Origin of the sequence: Pseudomonas sp. Leaf58, assembly GCF_003627215.1 — a bacterium.
Classification (GTDB): domain Bacteria; phylum Pseudomonadota; class Gammaproteobacteria; order Pseudomonadales; family Pseudomonadaceae; genus Aquipseudomonas.
Genome location: NZ_CP032677.1, coordinates 4,757,835 through 4,775,108, shown reverse-complemented (window position 1 = coordinate 4,775,108; position 17,274 = coordinate 4,757,835). Strand labels below are relative to the sequence as shown.

The 17,274-nt window shown below is 63.7% G+C and carries 15 protein-coding genes; 7 read left to right on the top strand and 8 right to left on the bottom strand.

The window, feature by feature from the left end; all coding sequences use genetic code 11:
* Positions 1–105 precede the first annotated feature (105 nt).
* The 7 genes from cobG (at position 106) to DV532_RS22190 (ending at position 6,666) form a co-directional block, all read left to right on the top strand.
* Positions 106–1,437: a precorrin-3B synthase gene (gene cobG / locus DV532_RS22220; protein ID WP_177339517.1), complete on the top strand. Its 1,332-nt coding sequence runs from the start codon at positions 106–108 to the stop codon at positions 1,435–1,437.
* On the top strand, positions 1,430–2,056 hold the full coding sequence (locus tag DV532_RS22215; protein WP_056794805.1) for a precorrin-8X methylmutase: 627 nt from the start codon (positions 1,430–1,432) through the stop codon (positions 2,054–2,056). The genes cobG and DV532_RS22215 overlap by 8 nt, the downstream gene beginning before the upstream one ends.
* Positions 2,053–2,787, top strand: a complete 735-nt coding sequence (locus DV532_RS22210) for a precorrin-2 C(20)-methyltransferase (RefSeq protein WP_177339518.1) — start codon at positions 2,053–2,055, stop codon at positions 2,785–2,787. The genes DV532_RS22215 and DV532_RS22210 overlap by 4 nt, the downstream gene beginning before the upstream one ends.
* The gene (cobJ, locus tag DV532_RS22205; RefSeq protein ID WP_056794807.1) at positions 2,775–4,472 is read left to right on the top strand and encodes a precorrin-3B C(17)-methyltransferase; all 1,698 of its coding nucleotides are present in this window, start codon (positions 2,775–2,777) and stop codon (positions 4,470–4,472) included. The genes DV532_RS22210 and cobJ overlap by 13 nt, the downstream gene beginning before the upstream one ends.
* A 115-nt stretch (positions 4,473–4,587) precedes the next feature.
* A complete protein-coding gene (locus DV532_RS22200; protein ID WP_056794810.1) occupies positions 4,588–5,271 on the top strand; it encodes a hypothetical protein in 684 nt (227 codons plus the stop codon).
* A gap of 50 nt (positions 5,272–5,321) precedes the next feature.
* Complete coding sequence (locus tag DV532_RS22195) at positions 5,322–6,017, top strand: hypothetical protein (RefSeq protein WP_056796661.1); 696 nt, start codon at positions 5,322–5,324, stop codon at positions 6,015–6,017.
* A complete protein-coding gene (locus DV532_RS22190) occupies positions 6,010–6,666 on the top strand; it encodes a hypothetical protein (protein WP_056794812.1) in 657 nt (218 codons plus the stop codon). The genes DV532_RS22195 and DV532_RS22190 overlap by 8 nt, the downstream gene beginning before the upstream one ends.
* On the opposite strand, the gene DV532_RS22185 is transcribed toward DV532_RS22190, so the two are convergent.
* The 8 genes from DV532_RS22185 to prmA form a co-directional block, all read right to left on the bottom strand.
* Positions 6,663–7,259 (bottom strand): MarC family protein, encoded by a 597-nt coding sequence (locus DV532_RS22185; protein WP_056794816.1) that lies wholly within the window; start codon positions 7,257–7,259, stop codon positions 6,663–6,665. The two genes, DV532_RS22190 and DV532_RS22185, sit on opposite strands and share 4 nt — an antisense overlap.
* Before the next feature lie 48 nt (positions 7,260–7,307).
* Positions 7,308–10,079 carry a hybrid sensor histidine kinase/response regulator gene (locus tag DV532_RS22180; protein ID WP_056794819.1) on the bottom strand — a complete coding sequence of 924 codons (2,772 nt, stop codon included), beginning with the start codon at positions 10,077–10,079 and terminating at the stop codon, positions 7,308–7,310.
* A 133-nt stretch (positions 10,080–10,212) separates the two neighbouring features.
* Positions 10,213–11,505 (bottom strand): phosphoribosylamine--glycine ligase, encoded by a 1,293-nt coding sequence (gene purD, locus DV532_RS22175; protein ID WP_056794821.1) that lies wholly within the window; start codon positions 11,503–11,505, stop codon positions 10,213–10,215.
* A 132-nt stretch (positions 11,506–11,637) separates the two neighbouring features.
* Entirely contained in the window at positions 11,638–13,245 is a 1,608-nt protein-coding gene (gene purH / locus DV532_RS22170) for a bifunctional phosphoribosylaminoimidazolecarboxamide formyltransferase/IMP cyclohydrolase (protein ID WP_056794824.1), read from the bottom strand.
* Between the two features lie 81 nt (positions 13,246–13,326).
* Complete coding sequence (gene fis, locus DV532_RS22165; RefSeq protein ID WP_003249693.1) at positions 13,327–13,647, bottom strand: DNA-binding transcriptional regulator Fis; 321 nt, start codon at positions 13,645–13,647, stop codon at positions 13,327–13,329.
* Positions 13,644–14,657: a tRNA dihydrouridine synthase DusB gene (gene dusB / locus DV532_RS22160; RefSeq protein ID WP_056794827.1), complete on the bottom strand. Its 1,014-nt coding sequence runs from the start codon at positions 14,655–14,657 to the stop codon at positions 13,644–13,646. Before dusB ends, fis begins: the two co-directional genes overlap by 4 nt.
* Positions 14,658–14,859: 202 nt before the next feature.
* Positions 14,860–16,206 (bottom strand): DUF3426 domain-containing protein, encoded by a 1,347-nt coding sequence (locus tag DV532_RS22155; RefSeq protein ID WP_056794830.1) that lies wholly within the window; start codon positions 16,204–16,206, stop codon positions 14,860–14,862.
* A gap of 42 nt (positions 16,207–16,248) precedes the next feature.
* A complete protein-coding gene (gene prmA, locus DV532_RS22150) occupies positions 16,249–17,127 on the bottom strand; it encodes a 50S ribosomal protein L11 methyltransferase (RefSeq protein ID WP_056794834.1) in 879 nt (292 codons plus the stop codon).
* Between the last annotated feature and the right edge of the window lie 147 nt (positions 17,128–17,274).

Here is a 17,274-nt window from a genome sequence, read left to right as displayed (position 1 = left end):
GAATATCTGCTCAATCGCTGAGGGTGCTCGACCACCGGCTTTTCATGCCGCCGGACAAAGCAGGCATAATACCGCGCCTTCTACACTCAAGCGCATTTTCACAGATTGCCGGACGCCCCTTTGACGCAGGCCCATGCCCCCCAAGTATCGCCCCGCCCCTCGGCCTGCCCGGGGTTGTGGCGTATCGTCAGTGCCCGTGATGGCGGTATCTGCCGCATCAAGCTGCCGGGCGGGCTGTTGCTGGCCGACCAGGCCGACGCCGTGGCAGCGGCGGCCGAGCGTTTCGCCGGCGGCGTGATCGAGGCCACCAACCGCGGCAACCTGCAAATTCGTGGTATTGGCAACGAGCATCGCGGCCTGGTCGAGATGCTGCTGGCGGCTGGCCTGGGCCCGCGTGATGCCGCCGGTGACGATGTGCGCAACTTGATGCTCAGCCCGCTGGCCGGGCATGACCCGGCCATGCTGCTGGATGCTCGGCCGCTGGCTGGGCAGGTCCTCGACCTGCTGGAAGGTACCCCGCGCTTTCACCAGTTGTCGGCCAAGTTCGCCGTGCAACTGGATGCCGGCGAGAAGCTGGCCATGCTCGAACACCCCCACGACCTTTGGCTGTCGGCGCTGCGTCTGGAGAAACAGACGTGGCTGGCGTTTGGCCTGGCAGGTTGCCCGGCAGACGGTCGCATACTCGGCGCGGTGCCGCTGGATCAGGGCCTGGCGCTGGTGCGTGCGGTGCTGGAGCGCTTCCTCGACCTGGCAACCCCGGCGCAATCGCGCATGCGCCAGTTGCTCGAGGTGTGCCCGGCAACCGACTTCATCAACGGCCTTGGCCAGTCCATCCGCCGCGATGCCGCTGTGCTCGCATGGCGACGTGAAGCGCACAACGCCTTGTGGCTAGGCGTTCTACCCCAGGCACAGGGCCTGGCCCTCGGCGTTGCCCCCCCGCAAGGCCGCCTGACCCCGGCCATGCTGCGCAGCGCGGCGCGGGTTGCCCGTGACGTGGGCGATGGCAGCCTGCGCCTGAGCCCCTGGCAAAGCCTGGTGCTGACCAACGTGCAAGCGCAACGCATTGACCAGGCCCAGGCCGAGTTGTCCGCAGCCGGCCTGCTGTGCCACGACCATGAGCCGCTGGCACGCATACGTGCCTGCACGGGTGCCAGCGGTTGCGCCAAAGCACTGGCCGAGACCAAGGCCGACGCCGTGACCCTGGCCGCACTGCTGGGCCCCGGCATGCCCGGCAGTGTGCACTTGTCCGGTTGCCCCCGATCCTGTGCCGTGGCCCATGTTGCCCCGGCCACCCTGCTGGCCCGTTCACCGGGCCGTTATGACCTGTATCAGCGTGATGCGCGCCAGCCGGGCTTCGGCGCCCTGCGCGCCACCGACCTTACCTTGAATGAAGCAGGCGCCATGCTCGACCTGCCGACGGAGCACCTTGATGATTGACTACATCCGCGATGGTCAGGAGATCTATCGCAATTCCTTCCGGATCATCCGTGAGGAAGCCCGACTCGAGCGGATCCCCGCAGACCTCGAAAAGCTTGCTGTGCGGGTGATCCACGCCTGTGGCATGGTCGACGCTATCGATGGCCTGCAGTTCTCCGAAGGTGCCGGCCGTGCCGGGCGCGAGGCGCTGCTTAACGGTGCGCCCATCCTGTGCGATGCGCACATGGTCGCCGAAGGCATCACCCGCGCCCGTTTGCCAGCGGACAACCAGGTTATTTGCACCTTGCGTGACCCCAGCGTGCCGGGCCTGGCCCAAGACGCCGGTAACACCCGTTCCGCAGTAGCTCTGGAACTGTGGCGGCCGTACCTGGAAGGCAGCGTGGTGGTGATCGGCAATGCCCCTACCGCGCTGTTCTACTTGCTGGAAATGCTCGATGCCGGCGCTCCCAAACCGGCGCTGATCCTTGGCTTTCCGGTCGGCTTCGTCGGTGCTGCCGAGTCCAAGGCCATGCTCGCCGCCGACAGCCGCGGCGTGCCGTTCGTAATCATGCAAGGCCGCCTGGGCGGCAGCGCGATGGCCGCCGCCGCGGTCAACGCCCTGGCCACGGAGGTGGAATGATGGCGCCGCGTGGACGTCTACTGGGCTTGGGCGTGGGCCCTGGCGACCCTGAATTGATTACCCTCAAGGCCCTGCGCCTGCTGCGTGAAGCGCCGGTGGTCGGCTACTTTGTGGCCAAGGGCAAGCGTGGCAACGCCTTCGGCATCATCGAGGCGCACCTGCAGCCCGAGCAAACCTTGCTGCCGCTGGTCTACCCGGTCACCACCGAAGCGCTGCCCGCGCCGCTGTCTTATGAGCAAGTGATCAGCGACTTCTACGACGAGGCCAGCGTGCAGGTGGCCGAACACCTGGATGCCGGTCGCGACGTGGCGGTGATCTGTGAAGGCGACCCGTTCTTCTACGGCTCCTACATGTACTTGCACGACCGCCTGGCGCAGCGCTATGAGGCCGAAGTGATCCCCGGCGTCTGTTCGATGCTCGGCGGTGCCTCGGTCCTGGGTGCACCGCTGGTGTACCGCAACCAGAGCCTGTCGGTGTTGTCTGGCGTGTTGCCGGCCGAAGAGCTCAAGCGCCGCTTGGCCGACGCTGACGCGGCGGTGATCATGAAGCTTGGCCGCAACTTCCCCAAGGTGCGCGACGTGCTGGCCGAATTGGGCTTGGACGGGCGCGCGCTGTATGTGGAGCGGGCGACTATGGCCAACCAGAAGATCGTGGCGCTGGACCAGGTCGACCCGCAGTCGTCGCCGTATTTCTCGCTGATCATCGTGCCGGGGGAAAAATGGCAGGGATGAACATGCACCCGGCCCCGGCGATCATCATCCTTGGCCCGGGCAGCCTGGCCACGGCGCAGCGTATCCAGCAGTGTTATCCACTCGCCTCGATCCATGGCCTGGAAGGCCGGGTCGAGGGTGTCGATCATTATTACACTTCGTTCGGCGATACCCTGCGAGGGCTGTACCAGCAGGACACGCCAATCATCGCATTGTGCGCTGCGGGTATCGTCATCCGCAGTTTGGCCAGCCTGCTCAGCGAAAAGGGTAGCGAGCCGCCGGTATTGGCCGTGGCCGAGGATGGCAGCGCTGTGGTGCCGTTGCTCGGTGGCCTGGGCGGTGTGAACGTGATGGCGCGCGAAATCGCCGAAACATTGGGTGTGGCCGCAGCCATCACCACCAGTGGCGAGCTGCGTTTCGGTACCTGCCTGCTGAACCCGCCGCAGGGCTATGCGCTGGCCGACATCGAGCAAGGCAAGCGCTTTGTCTCCGACCTGCTGGCTGGCGAAACGGTGCGCATCGAAGGTGATGCACCGTGGTTGCAGCAGGCGCAGTTGCCCGCCAGCGAGGCGGCCCGGCGCACCATCCATGTAGGCCATCAGGCGCGTCCGGCCAACCGCGACGAACTGCTGATCCACCCGCGTTCGGTGGTAGTGGGTGTTGCAGGCGGCAATCTGCACAGTATGCGTGCTGCATTGCAGCAGGTCGGCATCGCCGAGGCGTCTGTGGCTTGTGTGCTGGCGGATGAGCAGGCCATGGCCGATACCGCCCTGCACGAGGCGGCGCAGGCCTTGGGTGTCGCCGTGCGTTTCGCTGCCAAGCCAGGCGACGTGGCCGGCATGGTTGCCGCAGCATTGCCCACCGCGCAATTGAGCGAACTGGGGGAGGTGGTCATCGCGGTGGCGCCTGCCCCGGTCGAAGTAGCGCAGGTCGGCCGTCGCCGTGGCCGCCTGGCCGTCATCGGCCTCGGCCCGGGCGCGGCCGAACTGATGGTACCGGCGGTCAAGGCCGAGCTGGCGCTGGCCGAGGATGTGCTGGGTTATGAAACCTATGTACGCATGGCCGGCCCGTTCCGTGACGACCAAGTCATGCACTGCACCGACAACCGTGAAGAAATGCAGCGTGCCCGACATGCCTTTGAACTGGCCGCTCAGGGCCGGTCGGTGGTAGTGGTGTCATCGGGTGACCCAGGCGTATTCGCCATGGCTGCCGCCGTGCTCGAAGCGTTGCACGAATCCAGCGACCCCGCCTGGCAGCGTGTGGACCTGCAGATTTTGCCAGGGGTATCGGCTTCGCTCGCGACGGCCGCCCAGGCGGGTGCGCCATTGGGGCATGACTTCTGCGTGATGTCGCTGTCGGACAACCTCAAGCCCTGGTCGATCATTGAAAAGCGCCTGGACCTGGCGGCTCGGGCTGACTTGGTGCTGGCGTTCTACAACCCGATTTCCAAAGCCCGGCCACACCAGCTTGGGGTGGCGCTGGAGGTGGTGCGTCGCCATCGCGAGGGGAGTACGCCTGTAGTCCTTGGCCGTGACATCGGTAGGCCTGGGCAGACGCTGAAGGTAGTCACCTTGGCTGAGCTGCTACCGGAAATGGTCGATATGCGCACCATGGTACTGATCGGTTCATCCACTACCTGCACCTTCGACCGCGCAGATGGCGGCCTATGGGTGTATACCCCGCGCTGGTACGGCAACAAGCCTTGATTAGGCAGAGCGGGCGGCTGAGGAAGGGTTTCGCGGCAGGTTGAGTATCGCTTTGCCGGTAGGTTTGCGGCTGGAGCCACACAGCTCCAACCGTATCCCTACTGGAGCCCCAGCGATGACCACTGATACCCAGAAACTGGAACTGCAGGTACTGCCCGACCAGAACCTGTTCGTCTTCCCCGACGATATGTCCGATAGCGCGCGTGATGCGGCCAAGGCTTGTCATGCCTTGGCAACCCAGGCTGCCAACAAACAGCACGACCCCATTCACGAAACCCAGCTGTGGTTCAAGCAATACATCTTCCTGATGTCGAAGATGGGTTGGGCGCCGACCCACGTCGATGTGCAGCAGATCACCCAGAGCGGCATGCACCTGGAAATCAGCAACTTGCTGGGCAAGGGGCTGCAGGCTGCCTACGGTGTGTTCACCGGCGACGTGGCGACGGGCCTGGAAAACCTCGGCAAGACCGTCGTCGCCGCCTTGGCTGCCAGCACCAAGAACGTCGAACTGCTCGACCGCAAGACCAAGGAAGATGACCACACCGGCTTGAGCCTGGCCAAGTGCGAACAAACTGCCGCCGGCCAGGTGGCCATGCTGGTCAGCGCCATGCAGACCGACGCCAAGCCCGACAAGTCTGCCAATTACCTGCTGGCCAAGTGGGAAAGCAGCGGCTCCACCAACTTCGCCTGCGGCGCGGTGCTGAACTTCGATCAGCGTCAATACGAGAAAATCCGCTCGTTGGTTGAAGCCAAGCTGGACGACAACGCATTGCAGGTCTTGCTGGCCCTCGAAATCTAACCATTGAGTGGCCCAGCGACGTTGTGTCGGTGGGCCTGGAGGGCATGCTGATGCAGGCCAACTACAGGTTATGGCTCAACGGTAACAGTCTGGTGCTGATTGACAAGGCGGTCCGCGCGACGCGCGCGGAGGACTTGCTCAATGTCCAGCTAAGCGCCTTTATAGCGGCCAACAATCGCCACGCCGTTGCAGTACCGGAGGCCGCTTGGCACACCGAATACCTGCGAATCCAAGGCAGCTTCGGCTGCAGCCTCGGCACCCTGCAATCGTGCTCCCTGCCGCAACCTGGGGCAGCGGTTATCGAACCGTGGGAGGCCCTGCAGGCCAACCTACTTGCGCAGTTGCCCAGCACCCTGCAAGCGCCGGTTGCCGAATGCCTAGACGCATTTCGCGCCAAACCGGATGAGGCTGTGCAGCAACTGCTGTGGGCTGAATGTGTGCAGCCGCCCGACGACGGCGGCTATAGCCAGGTGCATGCCGAATTACGCCTGATACTGCCCGATTCTTCCATCATCAGTACCGAACTGAGCTTGAACATTGCTGCGCTGCTGGGCCCGACCTGGCTGTGGCAGGCCCTGGACAGCGCATGTGTCCAGGCTGGCCGGCAGGTCGATGTCCATTACCTGACCCAGGACAAGCTGGTTGATTCAATTGGCGCGGGGTTGTGCAACACGCTCAAGGTCAAGCGGGCGCAGTACCGCAGTGCAATCAGGCAATTCCCCGACAAGGAGTTGAAACATGAATGAACGCAATCCACAGGCGGCCAGTGCCAAGCTTGTCCACAGCAGCTTACTGTCGTTCTTGCCAGGGGTCAGTCGCGAAGCGCGTGACGATATCCTGCTGGCTAATGCATTTGCCCAGCAAGTGGCGTGGAGTGAGCATGCCGAGGGCCTGGAACCGGACTGGTTCAGGAACTATTGGCGCAACCTCGCCGCCCTGGGCTTCGATGGCAAGTTGGCGCCGACTCAGCGCAAACCGGGGCCAAACCAGAATACCCTTGCCGAGCAGACGCTGGCGGAGCTTCGGCAGGTAGGGTCGGCCGAGCATTGCACGATTGCCGAGCGTTCCCTGCAAGCGCTGCACAAGGACGACCAGGCCTTGGTCGCATTCGAATCCAGGGCGCTGTCCAAGGGCAATGGGCATTTCCAGCTGTTGCCGTGTGCGCAGCAATCTGGCGGGTTCATCGACATGGTCATCGTGCACATGGAAGTCAGCTTGAAGCAGTCCTGCAAAGGCTTCCTGTTCATGCAACTGAACCGAGAGGTGAAGGTGACGGACCTGCGCGTGGAGGTGGTCCATTTCAACCTGCAAGGGTTCCGTGAGGACTACCGTCGCCGGGCCCAAGCCAGTGTGGAAAGGACCGGGCAGCGGGCAATCCGCGAGCTGCAACTCTAGGGCACCAGGTAGCCTTTGATCCCGGTAAAGATGATTTGCGCGGCCAGGGCGCAGACGAACAGCCCCATCAGCCGGCTGACGATTTGCAGCCCTTGGTCGCCAAGGATTCGCTCGATGCGGTTGGACAAATACAACACCAGGCCGACGGTGAAGCTGGCCAAGGCGATGCTGATGATGGCTACCAGCTTGTCGTCCCAGTTGGGGTGGCCTACGCCCATTACCAACAGGGCACCGATGGTGCCGGGGCCGACCGTCAGCGGAATGGTCAAAGGCACGATGGTGACGTCTTGCTGCACGTTATCGGCCTGAACGGCAGATTTACCTTGGGCCATGCCCAGGGCCGAGATGAACAGCACGCTGCCGGCACCGATGCGGAAGGCGTCGGCAGTAATGCCGAAAATGCCGAAGATCGCCCGCCCGAACAGGTACAGCAGCACACTGGCGATGAGCGCGGCGATGGCCACCTTCCAGGCCAGTTGCTTGCGCTCCTTGCTGGAGTGGCCGCGGGTCAGGCTGATGAAACACGACAGCACGAAAAACGGGCTGTAGAGCACGAGCATTTTCAGGTAGACGCTGAACAACTCATGGAGCATGAGCGCTGATCCTTGGTAGAGATGGGGCATGTAGGGGGGTGGTATCAGCTAGGACGTAGGCGCCGGGTCCACTTTAGCTTCCCGGTGATTGGCCCAGTACTGGATCAGCTCGCGCAACTGCGACAATTCCACCGGCTTGGCCATGTGCCCGTCCATGCCCGCCAGCCGGGCGCGTTCTTTGTGTTCGGCAAGAATATGCGCCGTCAGTGCCACTACCGGGGTGCGTTGGCGCTGGTTGGCGGCTTCCCAGGCGCGCAGTTGCTGGGTGGCGGAGAAGCCGTCCAGTATCGGCATCTCGCAGTCCATCAGCACCAGATCATAGCGCTGTGCCTTCATCGCCTGCAAAGCTTCTTCGCCATTGCTGGCGGTGTCCGGCTCCAGGTTGAGCTTGCCGAGCATGCCGCGGATCACCTTGGTTGAGATGCTGTTGTCCTCGGCGACCAGCACGCGGAAATCAACAGGTAGGTCCAGCGCCTGCGGAACGCCGGGGAGGTTCGCGGGCACCGCCTGCTCGCGACCGCGCTGGGCCAGCTCTTCGGCCAGGGTGGTCTTTAGCGTGTAGCCGGCTACCGGCTTGGCGAGGATGCGCTTGACCCCGGCATTGCGTGCGATGACCTTGCTCGGCGCATTGCTGATGCCGGTGAGCATCACCACCAGGATGTCGTGGTTCAAGCTCGGGTCTTCCTTGATCTTGGCAGCCAGCTGCATGCCGGTCATGCCGGGCATGTTCTGGTCCAGCAACACGGCATCGAAGTAGTCGCGCAGGTGAGCCTTGGTCCGCAGCAGGGCCAGGGCTTCCTTGCCCGACGGCACCGCGCTGACGTTCATGCCCCAGGCGCTGCACTGCTGTACCAGCACCTTGCGGCAGGTGTCGTTGTCATCCACCACCAGTACACGGGCATCGCGCAGCGGGCCATCAAGGTCGGTCGGTGGTTGTTCCAGGCGTGAAGGGTCCAGCGGCAGGGACAGCCACAGGGTGTTGCCCATGCCGGTGCTGCTCTTGATACCGAACTCGCCCTGCATCAAACCAATCAGCTGCTTGGCGATGACCAGCCCCAGGTGGCCGCCCAGCTTGTTGCTGGACAGGAAGTGGTGGCTGTGCAGCTCAGCCTGCAGCAAGGCTTCACGGTCGGCGGCGGGCAAGGGCTCGCCGCTGTCCTGCACGGCAATGCGCAGGCGGGGTACTTCACCCCGTTGGTCCACTGCCACGACCAGCAGAATTTCGCCTTGGTCGGTGTTTTTCAGGGCGTTTTCCAGCAGGCTCGATAACGCTTGGCGCAGGCGCGTCGGGTCGCCGCTGATCACCCTCGGTACTTGCGGCTGGGTGAAGCTGATCAGTTCGATGTTCTGCTGCTCGGCCTTGGCGCGGAAGATGTTCAGGCAGTCCTCGATCAGCGCATTGAGGTCGAACTGCACGTCATCCAGCTCGATTTGCCGCGATTCCAACTTGGAAATGTCGAGAATTTCATTGATCAGCGTGAGCAGCTCGTTGCCGGCACTGTGGATAGTCTGCACGTAGTCCCGCTGCTTGACCGACAGGGGCGTGCCCAGCAGCAGCTCGGTCATGCCCAGCACGCCGTTCATGGGCGTGCGGATTTCGTGGCTGATCTTGGCCAGGAACTCGGCCTTGGCGTTGATTTCTGCATCGCTGGCGGCCAAGGCGCGGCTGGCGCTGAAGCGTTCCTCGCTGATGCGCCGCAGGCGTTCGCTGACCGCTAGGTTAAGCAGCAAGCCGCTGGTTACGGTAAGCCCGAGGAGAATGCACAGCAGCCAGGGCGTCGAGGTGCGGGTCAGCCCCAGCAGGGCCGGCAGCAGCACCAGGCCACCGAGGTTGAACACCACCATGGCCAGGCTGAACAGACGTGCGGGTGGGTAGCCCTTGTACCAGTGGTAGCTGCTGACCAGCAGCATGCTCACGCTACCCAGGGCCATCAGGGCATAGGTCATAAGGTTGAGGGGCAGGGTGTCGACGAACAGCAGCACCAAGCCGCTCACACCCACTACCAGCATTTCGGCTTGCAGTACGCGGTTAAGCCGTGGCGAGCCGCACGGCGAGAAGAAATGCTGGGTGAAATACAGCCCGGCCAAGCCGGCAAGCACCAGCGTCAGGTAGGCGGCGGGCGTTTGCGCGCTGTGCCATACGTGCCACCAGGGGCCGCTGAGGTTCAGCAGGATCAGGCCGCTGAGCAGCATCAGGCCGTGGTACAGCGCCAGGATCAAGGTGGTGGTGGAGCGGCCGTAGAGGAAGCGGATCAGGTTGTGCATGATCAGCATCACCAGGCCGCCGAACAGCATGCCGAACAGCAGCGGCTGGGTCTGGTTGGAGGCGGCCACGGCCGCAGGCTCCAGGCTGATGGCTGGGCGTAGCTGGTGCTCGGAAACCAGGCGCAGGTAGATGTCCAGAGGCTGCTTGCTGTTGGGCAGGGGCAATACATGGTCGCTGCCACGCAGGGTTGGGCTGGCATTGCCGGCCTGGCGCCCGTGGTGCAGCTGACGGAGAAGTTGGTCGCCCTCAAGGGCGTAGAGGTCCAGGCCAGACAGGTCTGGGGCGAATACCCGCAGCAGCTGTTCCTGGTCGCCGGGGGCCAGGTGGTAGTGCAACCATAACGCCTGCCCCGCGGGGGCGGCATTCAGGTCGGCGAGCGCCAACGGGCTGAACTGGTTGCGGTAACGCCCGGAGCGCACGTCGCTTAGTTGCAGGTTGGCCTGTTCGTCGAGCAGAACAGCCCAGCCTCCGTCATGGTCGGCAGCAGCCGGGAACATGCAGAGCAAGGTCAGCAAGCTGACGATCAGAGCTGAGGCAATCCGAAGCCGACGCACTACGAAGTCCCTTCTTAGCCAAGGTGCCGGGTATTAACTATGCGCGGCGCGTTAAGTCGAAGGCAAGGCCCCCTGGGGCCCTGTCGACGAGCCGAATGCCGCAGGCGCGGGGCCTGCGGCAAGCGGGTACTACTTACTGCTGCTCACCGCGCTCGCGGGCGATGGCCCGGTAGCCGATGTCGGTACGGTAGAAGCTGCCGTTCCAATTCACTTCCTTGGCCAGGCGATAGGCTTGCTGCTGGGCATCGGCAACGCTGGCGCCCATGGCGGTGGCGCACAGCACGCGGCCGCCGTTGGTGACCACCTGGCCGTCTTTCAGCGAAGTACCGGCATGGAACACCTTGCCTTCGATCTTGGCCGCTGCGTCCAGGCCATTGATCACGTCACCCTTGGCGTAGTCGCCTGGGTAACCGCCGGCTGCCAGCACCACGCCCAAGCTCGGGCGCGGGTCCCACTGGGCTTCGACCTTGTCCAGCGCCTTGGCGAAGGCGGCCTCGACCAGCAGCACCAGGCTCGAGGTCAGGCGCAGCATGACCGGCTGGGTTTCTGGGTCGCCGAAGCGGCAGTTGAACTCGATAACCTTGGGGTTGCCCGCCTTGTCGATCATCAGGCCGGCGTAAAGGAAGCCGGTGTAGACATTGCCTTCCTCGGCCATGCCGCGCACGGTCGGCCAGATCACCTGGTCCATCACGCGCTGGTGTACTTCGGCGGTGACCACCGGGGCAGGGGAGTAAGCCCCCATGCCGCCAGTGTTGGGGCCGGTGTCCTGGTCGCCGACGCGCTTGTGGTCCTGGCTGGTGGCCATAGGCAGCACGTTATGGCCATCGACCATGACAATGAAGCTGGCTTCCTCGCCGTCGAGGAACTCTTCGATGACCACGCGCGAACCTGCCTCGCCGAAGGCGTTGCCGGCCAGCATGTCACGTACGGCGGCTTCAGCTTCCTCGAGGGTCATGGCGACGATCACGCCCTTGCCCGCAGCCAGGCCGTCGGCCTTGATCACGATCGGCGCGCCTTTTTCCTGCAGGTAGGCCAGGGCCGGCTCGATTTCGGTGAAGTTCTGGTAGTCGGCGGTCGGGATCTTGTGGCGCGCCAGGAAGTCCTTGGTGAAAGCCTTGGAGCCTTCCAGCTGGGCTGCGCCCTTGGTCGGGCCGAAGCAGTCCAGGCCGCGGCTGCGGAACAGGTCGACCACACCGATGACCAGCGGCGCTTCCGGGCCAACGATGGTCAGGTCGACGTTCTTCTCGGCGAAGTCGGCCAGTTGCTCAAGGGCGCACACGTCGATGGCGACGTTCTCGCACTTGGCTTCAATGGCAGTGCCGGCGTTGCCTGGGGCAACGAATACTTTCTCGACGCGTGGGTCTTGGGCGACTTTCCAGGCCAGGGCGTGCTCACGGCCGCCGCTGCCGATGATCAAAACTTTCATGTAAAAACCTCTGTTTGGCGGCGAACCTCAGCCCCTGTAGGAGCGGGTTCACCCGCGAATACGATGGTGGATTCACCGCAGCATTCGCGGGTGAACCCGCTCCAGGGGCCGAGGTTCGCCCGGCCAGATAAATTAGTGGCGGAAGTGGCGCATGCCGGTGAATACCATGGCGATGCCGGCTTCGTCAGCGGCAGCAATCACCTCGGCATCACGCATCGAACCACCCGGCTGGATCACGGCGCTGATACCCACTTTGGCGGCATTGTCGATGCCATCACGGAACGGGAAGAACGCGTCCGACGCCATGACCGCACCTTGCACCTGCAGGCCAGCATGTTCGGCCTTGATTGCAGCGATTCGTGCGGAGTTGACGCGGCTCATCTGGCCGGCGCCGACGCCAATGGTCTGGCGCTGCTTAGCGTAGACAATGGCATTGGACTTGACGAACTTGGCCACTTTCCAGGCGAACACCAGGTCGTGGACTTCTTGCTCGGTCGGGGCACGCTTGGTGACGATCTTCAGGTCATCGGCGGTGATCATGCCGATATCGCGGCTCTGCACCAGCAGGCCACCGTTGACACGCTTGAAGTCCCAACCGGCAGCGCGCTCAGCAGGCCACTCGCCGCATTCCAGCAGGCGCACATTCTGCTTGGCGGCGACCACGTCGCGGGCCGCCTGGGAAATTTTCGGGGCGATGATCACTTCGACGAACTGGCGCTCGACGATGGCCTTGGCGGTTTCGCCATCCAGCTCGCGGTTGAAGGCGATGATGCCGCCAAACGCCGATTCGGTGTCAGTGGCGTAGGCTAGGTCGTAGGCCTTGCGGATGCCGCCTTCGTCTTCTGGCACCACGGCCACGCCGCACGGGTTGGCGTGCTTGACGATGACGCAGGCTGGCTTGACGAAGCTCTTCACGCACTCCAGCGCGGCGTCGGTATCGGCCACGTTGTTGAACGAAAGTTCTTTGCCCTGCAGCTGGATAGCGGTGGAAATGCTGGCTTCGCCTTTCTTCGCTTCTACGTAGAACGCCGCGCTCTGGTGCGGGTTCTCGCCATAGCGCATTTCCTGGGCCTTGACGAACTGGCTGTTGAAGGTGCGCGGGAATTCGCTGCGGCCTTCGGTGCTCAGGGTCTCTTTAACCTGGTCGATGGTGCCCATGTAGTTGGCGATCATGCCGTCGTAGGCGGCGGTGTGCTCGAACGCCTTGAGCATCAGGTCGAAGCGCTGGGCGTAGGTCAGGCCGCCGGCCTTGAGGCCTTCGACGATGCCTGCGTAGTCGCTGGCATTGACCACGATGGCCACGTCCTTGTGGTTCTTGGCAGCCGAACGGACCATGGTCGGGCCGCCGATGTCGATGTTCTCGATGGCGGTCGGCAGGTCACAGCCCGGCTTGGAAATGGTTGCCTCGAACGGGTACAGGTTGACCGCCACCAGGTCGATCGGCTTGATGCCGTGCTCGTTCATGATGGCGTCGTCGGTGCCGCGGCGGCCGAGGATGCCACCGTGGATCTTCGGGTGCAGGGTTTTGACCCGGCCATCCATCATTTCGGCGAAGCCGGTGTAGTCGGCCACTTCCACCGCGTTTACGCCGTTGTCCTTGAGCAGCTTGTAGGTGCCGCCGGTGGACAGGATCTCGACACCGAGCTGCTGCAGCTCACGGGCGAATTCGAGGATACCGGTCTTGTCGGAGACGCTGATCAGGGCGCGGCGGACTGGCAGGCGGGTAGTCTGGTCGGTCATTTCGGGTTCCAATAACGCGGTGGAGTCAGCAAAAAAGGCGCCTCTGTTCAGGGAGCCGCCTTTTCTGGTTGGGATTCTGGCTTACAACAAGTCGTACTGCTTGAGCTTCTTGCGCAGGGTACCTCGGTTCAGTCCGAGCATCTCGCTGGCCTTGGTCTGGTTGCCCTTGACGTAGTTCATCACGCTTTCGAGCAGGGGCGCCTCGACTTCGGAGAGCACCAGGTTGTACACGTCCGTCACCGTCGCGCCTTCCAGGTGAGCGAAGTAGTTGTGCAGCGCCTTCTCGACGCTGTCGCGAAGGGTCTGGCCCTCTTCGCTCGGCGTGTTGAGGTGCTGTTTCAGGTTGGCGTTGTCGCTCACGGGCGTTGTTCCACTCACAAAATTCTCGGTCATCATCGTCATGCGGCCACCCCTTGTCCGTCCTCTGTCTCAAGGCTCTGTCGACGTTCACTGAAAAACGCGCGAACGTTGGCGCACTGCGCTTGTGTGTCTTCCAAAGCGTTGAACCGGGAGCGAAACTCCTTGCCGCCGGGTCGTGTCGCCAGGTACCAGCCAACGTGCTTGCGGGCGATACGTACGCCCATCACATCGCCATAGAAGGCATGCAGCGCGGCCAGGTGCTCCAGCAGGATGTGTTCCACTTCGTCCAGCTGCGGCGCTGGCAGGTGTTGGCCAGTGCGCAGGTAATGCTCGATTTCACGAAAAATCCATGGCCGCCCTTGGGCGGCCCGGCCAATCAACAGGCCATCGACCCCGGTAGCGTCCAGCACTGCCCGGGCCTTTTCTGGCGAGGTGATATCGCCGTTGGCAAAAACCGGAATCGATACCGCCTGCTTGATAGCAGCGATGGTGTCGTATTCGGCTTCGCCGGTGTACAGGTCGGCGCGTGTGCGGCCATGCACCGCCAGCGCCTGGATGCCGGCCTGTTCGGCGATCTTCGCCACGTTCAGACCGTTCTTGTTCGCCCGGTCCCAGCCGGTGCGGATTTTCAAAGTCACCGGGACATCCACCGCACCGACCACGGCGTGGAGGATCTCGCTGACCAACGCTTCATCTCTCAATAAAGCAGAGCCTGCGGCTTTGTTGCAGACTTTTTTCGCCGGGCAGCCCATGTTGATATCGATGATTTGGGCGCCCGCTTCGACGTTGGCCCGCGCCGCCGCTGCCATCATCTGCGCGTCACCACCGGCGATCTGTACCGAGCGTGGCTCGGGATCACCTTCATGGATGCGGCGCAGGCTCGACTTGCGGCTGTTCCACAGGCTCATGTCGCTGGAGACCATTTCCGATACCACCATGCCTGCGCCCAGGCGCTGGCAAAGTGTACGGAAAGGCTGGTCCGTGACCCCGGCCATGGGCGCGAGTATCAGGTTGTTACGTAGTGTGTATGGGCCGATGCGTACCGCCGACATAGGTGATCCCTGTTGTGGGGCCGAATCTTGGAGTTCGAAAAAGGGTGGGCATGATACCCGCTCTCGGTGACCGGATAAAGATGGGTTTGGATAAAATCTGAACAATCGGGGCGAGCGGCAAGCGGCAAGCTTCAAGCTGCAAGAGGCAGCAGACCGGCTATCGGCTCGCTTGTCTTGTGGCTTGCAGCTAGCCGCTTGTCGCTTATTCCGGTGAACGGAAGCTGAGGCTGTAGTTCACCGCCTTCGGCCCCGGGTCGAGGATGTCCAGGGCGATGTGGATCGGGGTCTGGCTGGGCATGTCGCCGCGCCCGGCCAGTTCACCGGACAGGTACTCGCTGGGCTTGAAGCGCCGGCTGGCGATCAGTTGGCCATTAAGGTCGGCGAAGCGCAGCTCCAGCAGCGGGAACGGCTGGGCGAACGGTGCACGGTTGTAAATGATTGCGTCGACGATCAGTGCGCCCTTGAAGTCTGGGTGGCTGCGTACAACCAGGTTGCTGCTCTTGATCCGCGCGATATCGACGCGGTTCGGCACCTGGCAACCGACCATCGGGCAGATTTGCTGGAAGATCGGCCGGTACTGGTCCTGCCGGGCCATTTCGTCGAAGTGGAACCACACGTACTGGAAGGCCAGCAGGCCAGCTGCCAGTAGGGTGAGCAAGCCCCACAGCAGGCGCTTGCCCCAATTGGCTGCGGGCTTTTCCCAGCCCAACTGCAGCGGGTCGTCGACCACGTCGACCAGCGGCTCCTTGCGCGTCGGGCGCTCAGGCTTGCTGGTAAGGCCCGGCTCCAGGCGCTCGCCGGGCAGTGGCTGGTTCGGGTCGTCGTCGCGCGCTGACAGGTGCAGCTCCAGCGGGTCGTCATCCCGTGCGCTCAGGCCCTTTTCCGTGACTTCGTCCTCGCTGGCGCGCAGCGCTTCGTTGAATTCGAGGTGGTCATCGATTTCGATGGCGCGGCGCACCGGGGGTTCGTCGTCGATGTCGAGGTCCAGGTTGCCACCCAGGGTGGGCTCGGTGCGCTCGCCGGGGGCGGGCTCCAGGTCCAACTGCAGGGGCTCCGGCTCTAGCAGCACGGGCGCAGGCGCTGCTGCTGGTTGCGACTCGAAGGGGTCATCGGTGGCCGTGCCGAACAAGTCATCGCCATGCTCGTCCGGCTGCAGCTCGTCGCGCCGTGCCTGCAGCCCACCATTCGGGTTAACCGGGTGTGCCGGGGCGGGGGGGGCGCGACGTTCCAGGCGCTCCAGCTCCTTGTCCAGGTCGAGGGCGTCCAGCGCCTGGGCGGTGAGCGCCCAGTCTTCGTCAGGTTGGCTGCGCCGTTCACTGATCGCGGGCGCGGCGGCTGGCGTGATTACCGGCTCGTCAGGCACCGCTGGCACCGGCGCCGCCACCAGAGGAGCGCTAGTGCGGCTCTGCTCCAGCAACTGCTTGGCAGCATTGAACACCTGCAGGCAATGGCCGCAACGCACCACACCGCGGGCCACGCTCAACTGGTGGTGGGTGACGCGAAAGCTGGTCTGGCAATGCGGGCACTGGGTGACGAAACTGTCGGTCATGCGGCAATCCGGGAGCTGTGCAGAAAAGTATTCTAGGCCCGCTTAGCGGCGGCGACCACTGATGCGCACCCAGCCGTCGCGCACGACGATTGGGTCCAGCTCGAAGTCGGCGGCGTAGGCTGCAGCCACGTCCTCACCCTGCTCGGCCAGGATACCCGACAGTGCCAGCAACCCCCCTGGGCGGACCAGGCCGGACAATTGCGGCGCCAGCGATACCAGCGGGCCAGCAAGGATGTTGGCGACCAGCACATCGGCTTGCATCGCCGGCATGTGCTCGGGCAAGTACAGCGCCAGCTTCTCATCGGCGATGCCATTACGCTGGGCGTTGTCGCGGGAAGCTTCGATGGCCTGTACGTCGATGTCGGTACCGACCGCCTCACGGGCGCCCAGCAGCAGGGCAGCAATGGCCAGGATGCCCGAGCCGCAGCCAAAGTCCAGCACCTGGGTGCCTTCGAGTTGCTGGCCATCGAGCCATTCCAGGCACAGGGCGGTAGTGGGGTGGGTGCCGGTGCCGAAGGCCAGGCCCGGGTCCAGCAGCAGGTTAACGGCGTCCTTTTCCGGCGCGTCGTGCCAGCTAGGTACGATCCACAGGCGGCGGCCGAAGCGCATCGGCTGGAAGTTGTCCATCCAGCTGCGCTCCCAGTCCTGGTCCTCGATCACCTCGGCCTGGTGCTCTGGCAGCTCGGCGCTGGTCAGCAGGCGCAGGTGGGCGAACACCTGTTCAGGGTCGGTGTCGGCCTCGAACAGCGCCAGCAGGTGGGTATGCGACCACAGCGGGGTGGTGTTGAGGTCTGGTTCGAAAATCGGTTGATCTTCGGCATCCATGAACGTGACCGAGACGGCGCCTACTTCGAGCAGGGCGTCTTCGTAGGTTTCGGCTTGTTCCGGGCTGATGGCCAGGCGTACTTGCAGCCAGGGCATGGCGGGCACCTTTGGTAATTCGACAGGGGCAGCCCTAGGCTGCGCGAAGGCTGGCAGTTTACGCGAGTGCGGGGGGTTTGTAGAGAAGGCCAAGCATGGACCCTGCGGGAATGGGCGTGCCCACACCCACAGGTATGGCCCCGTGCA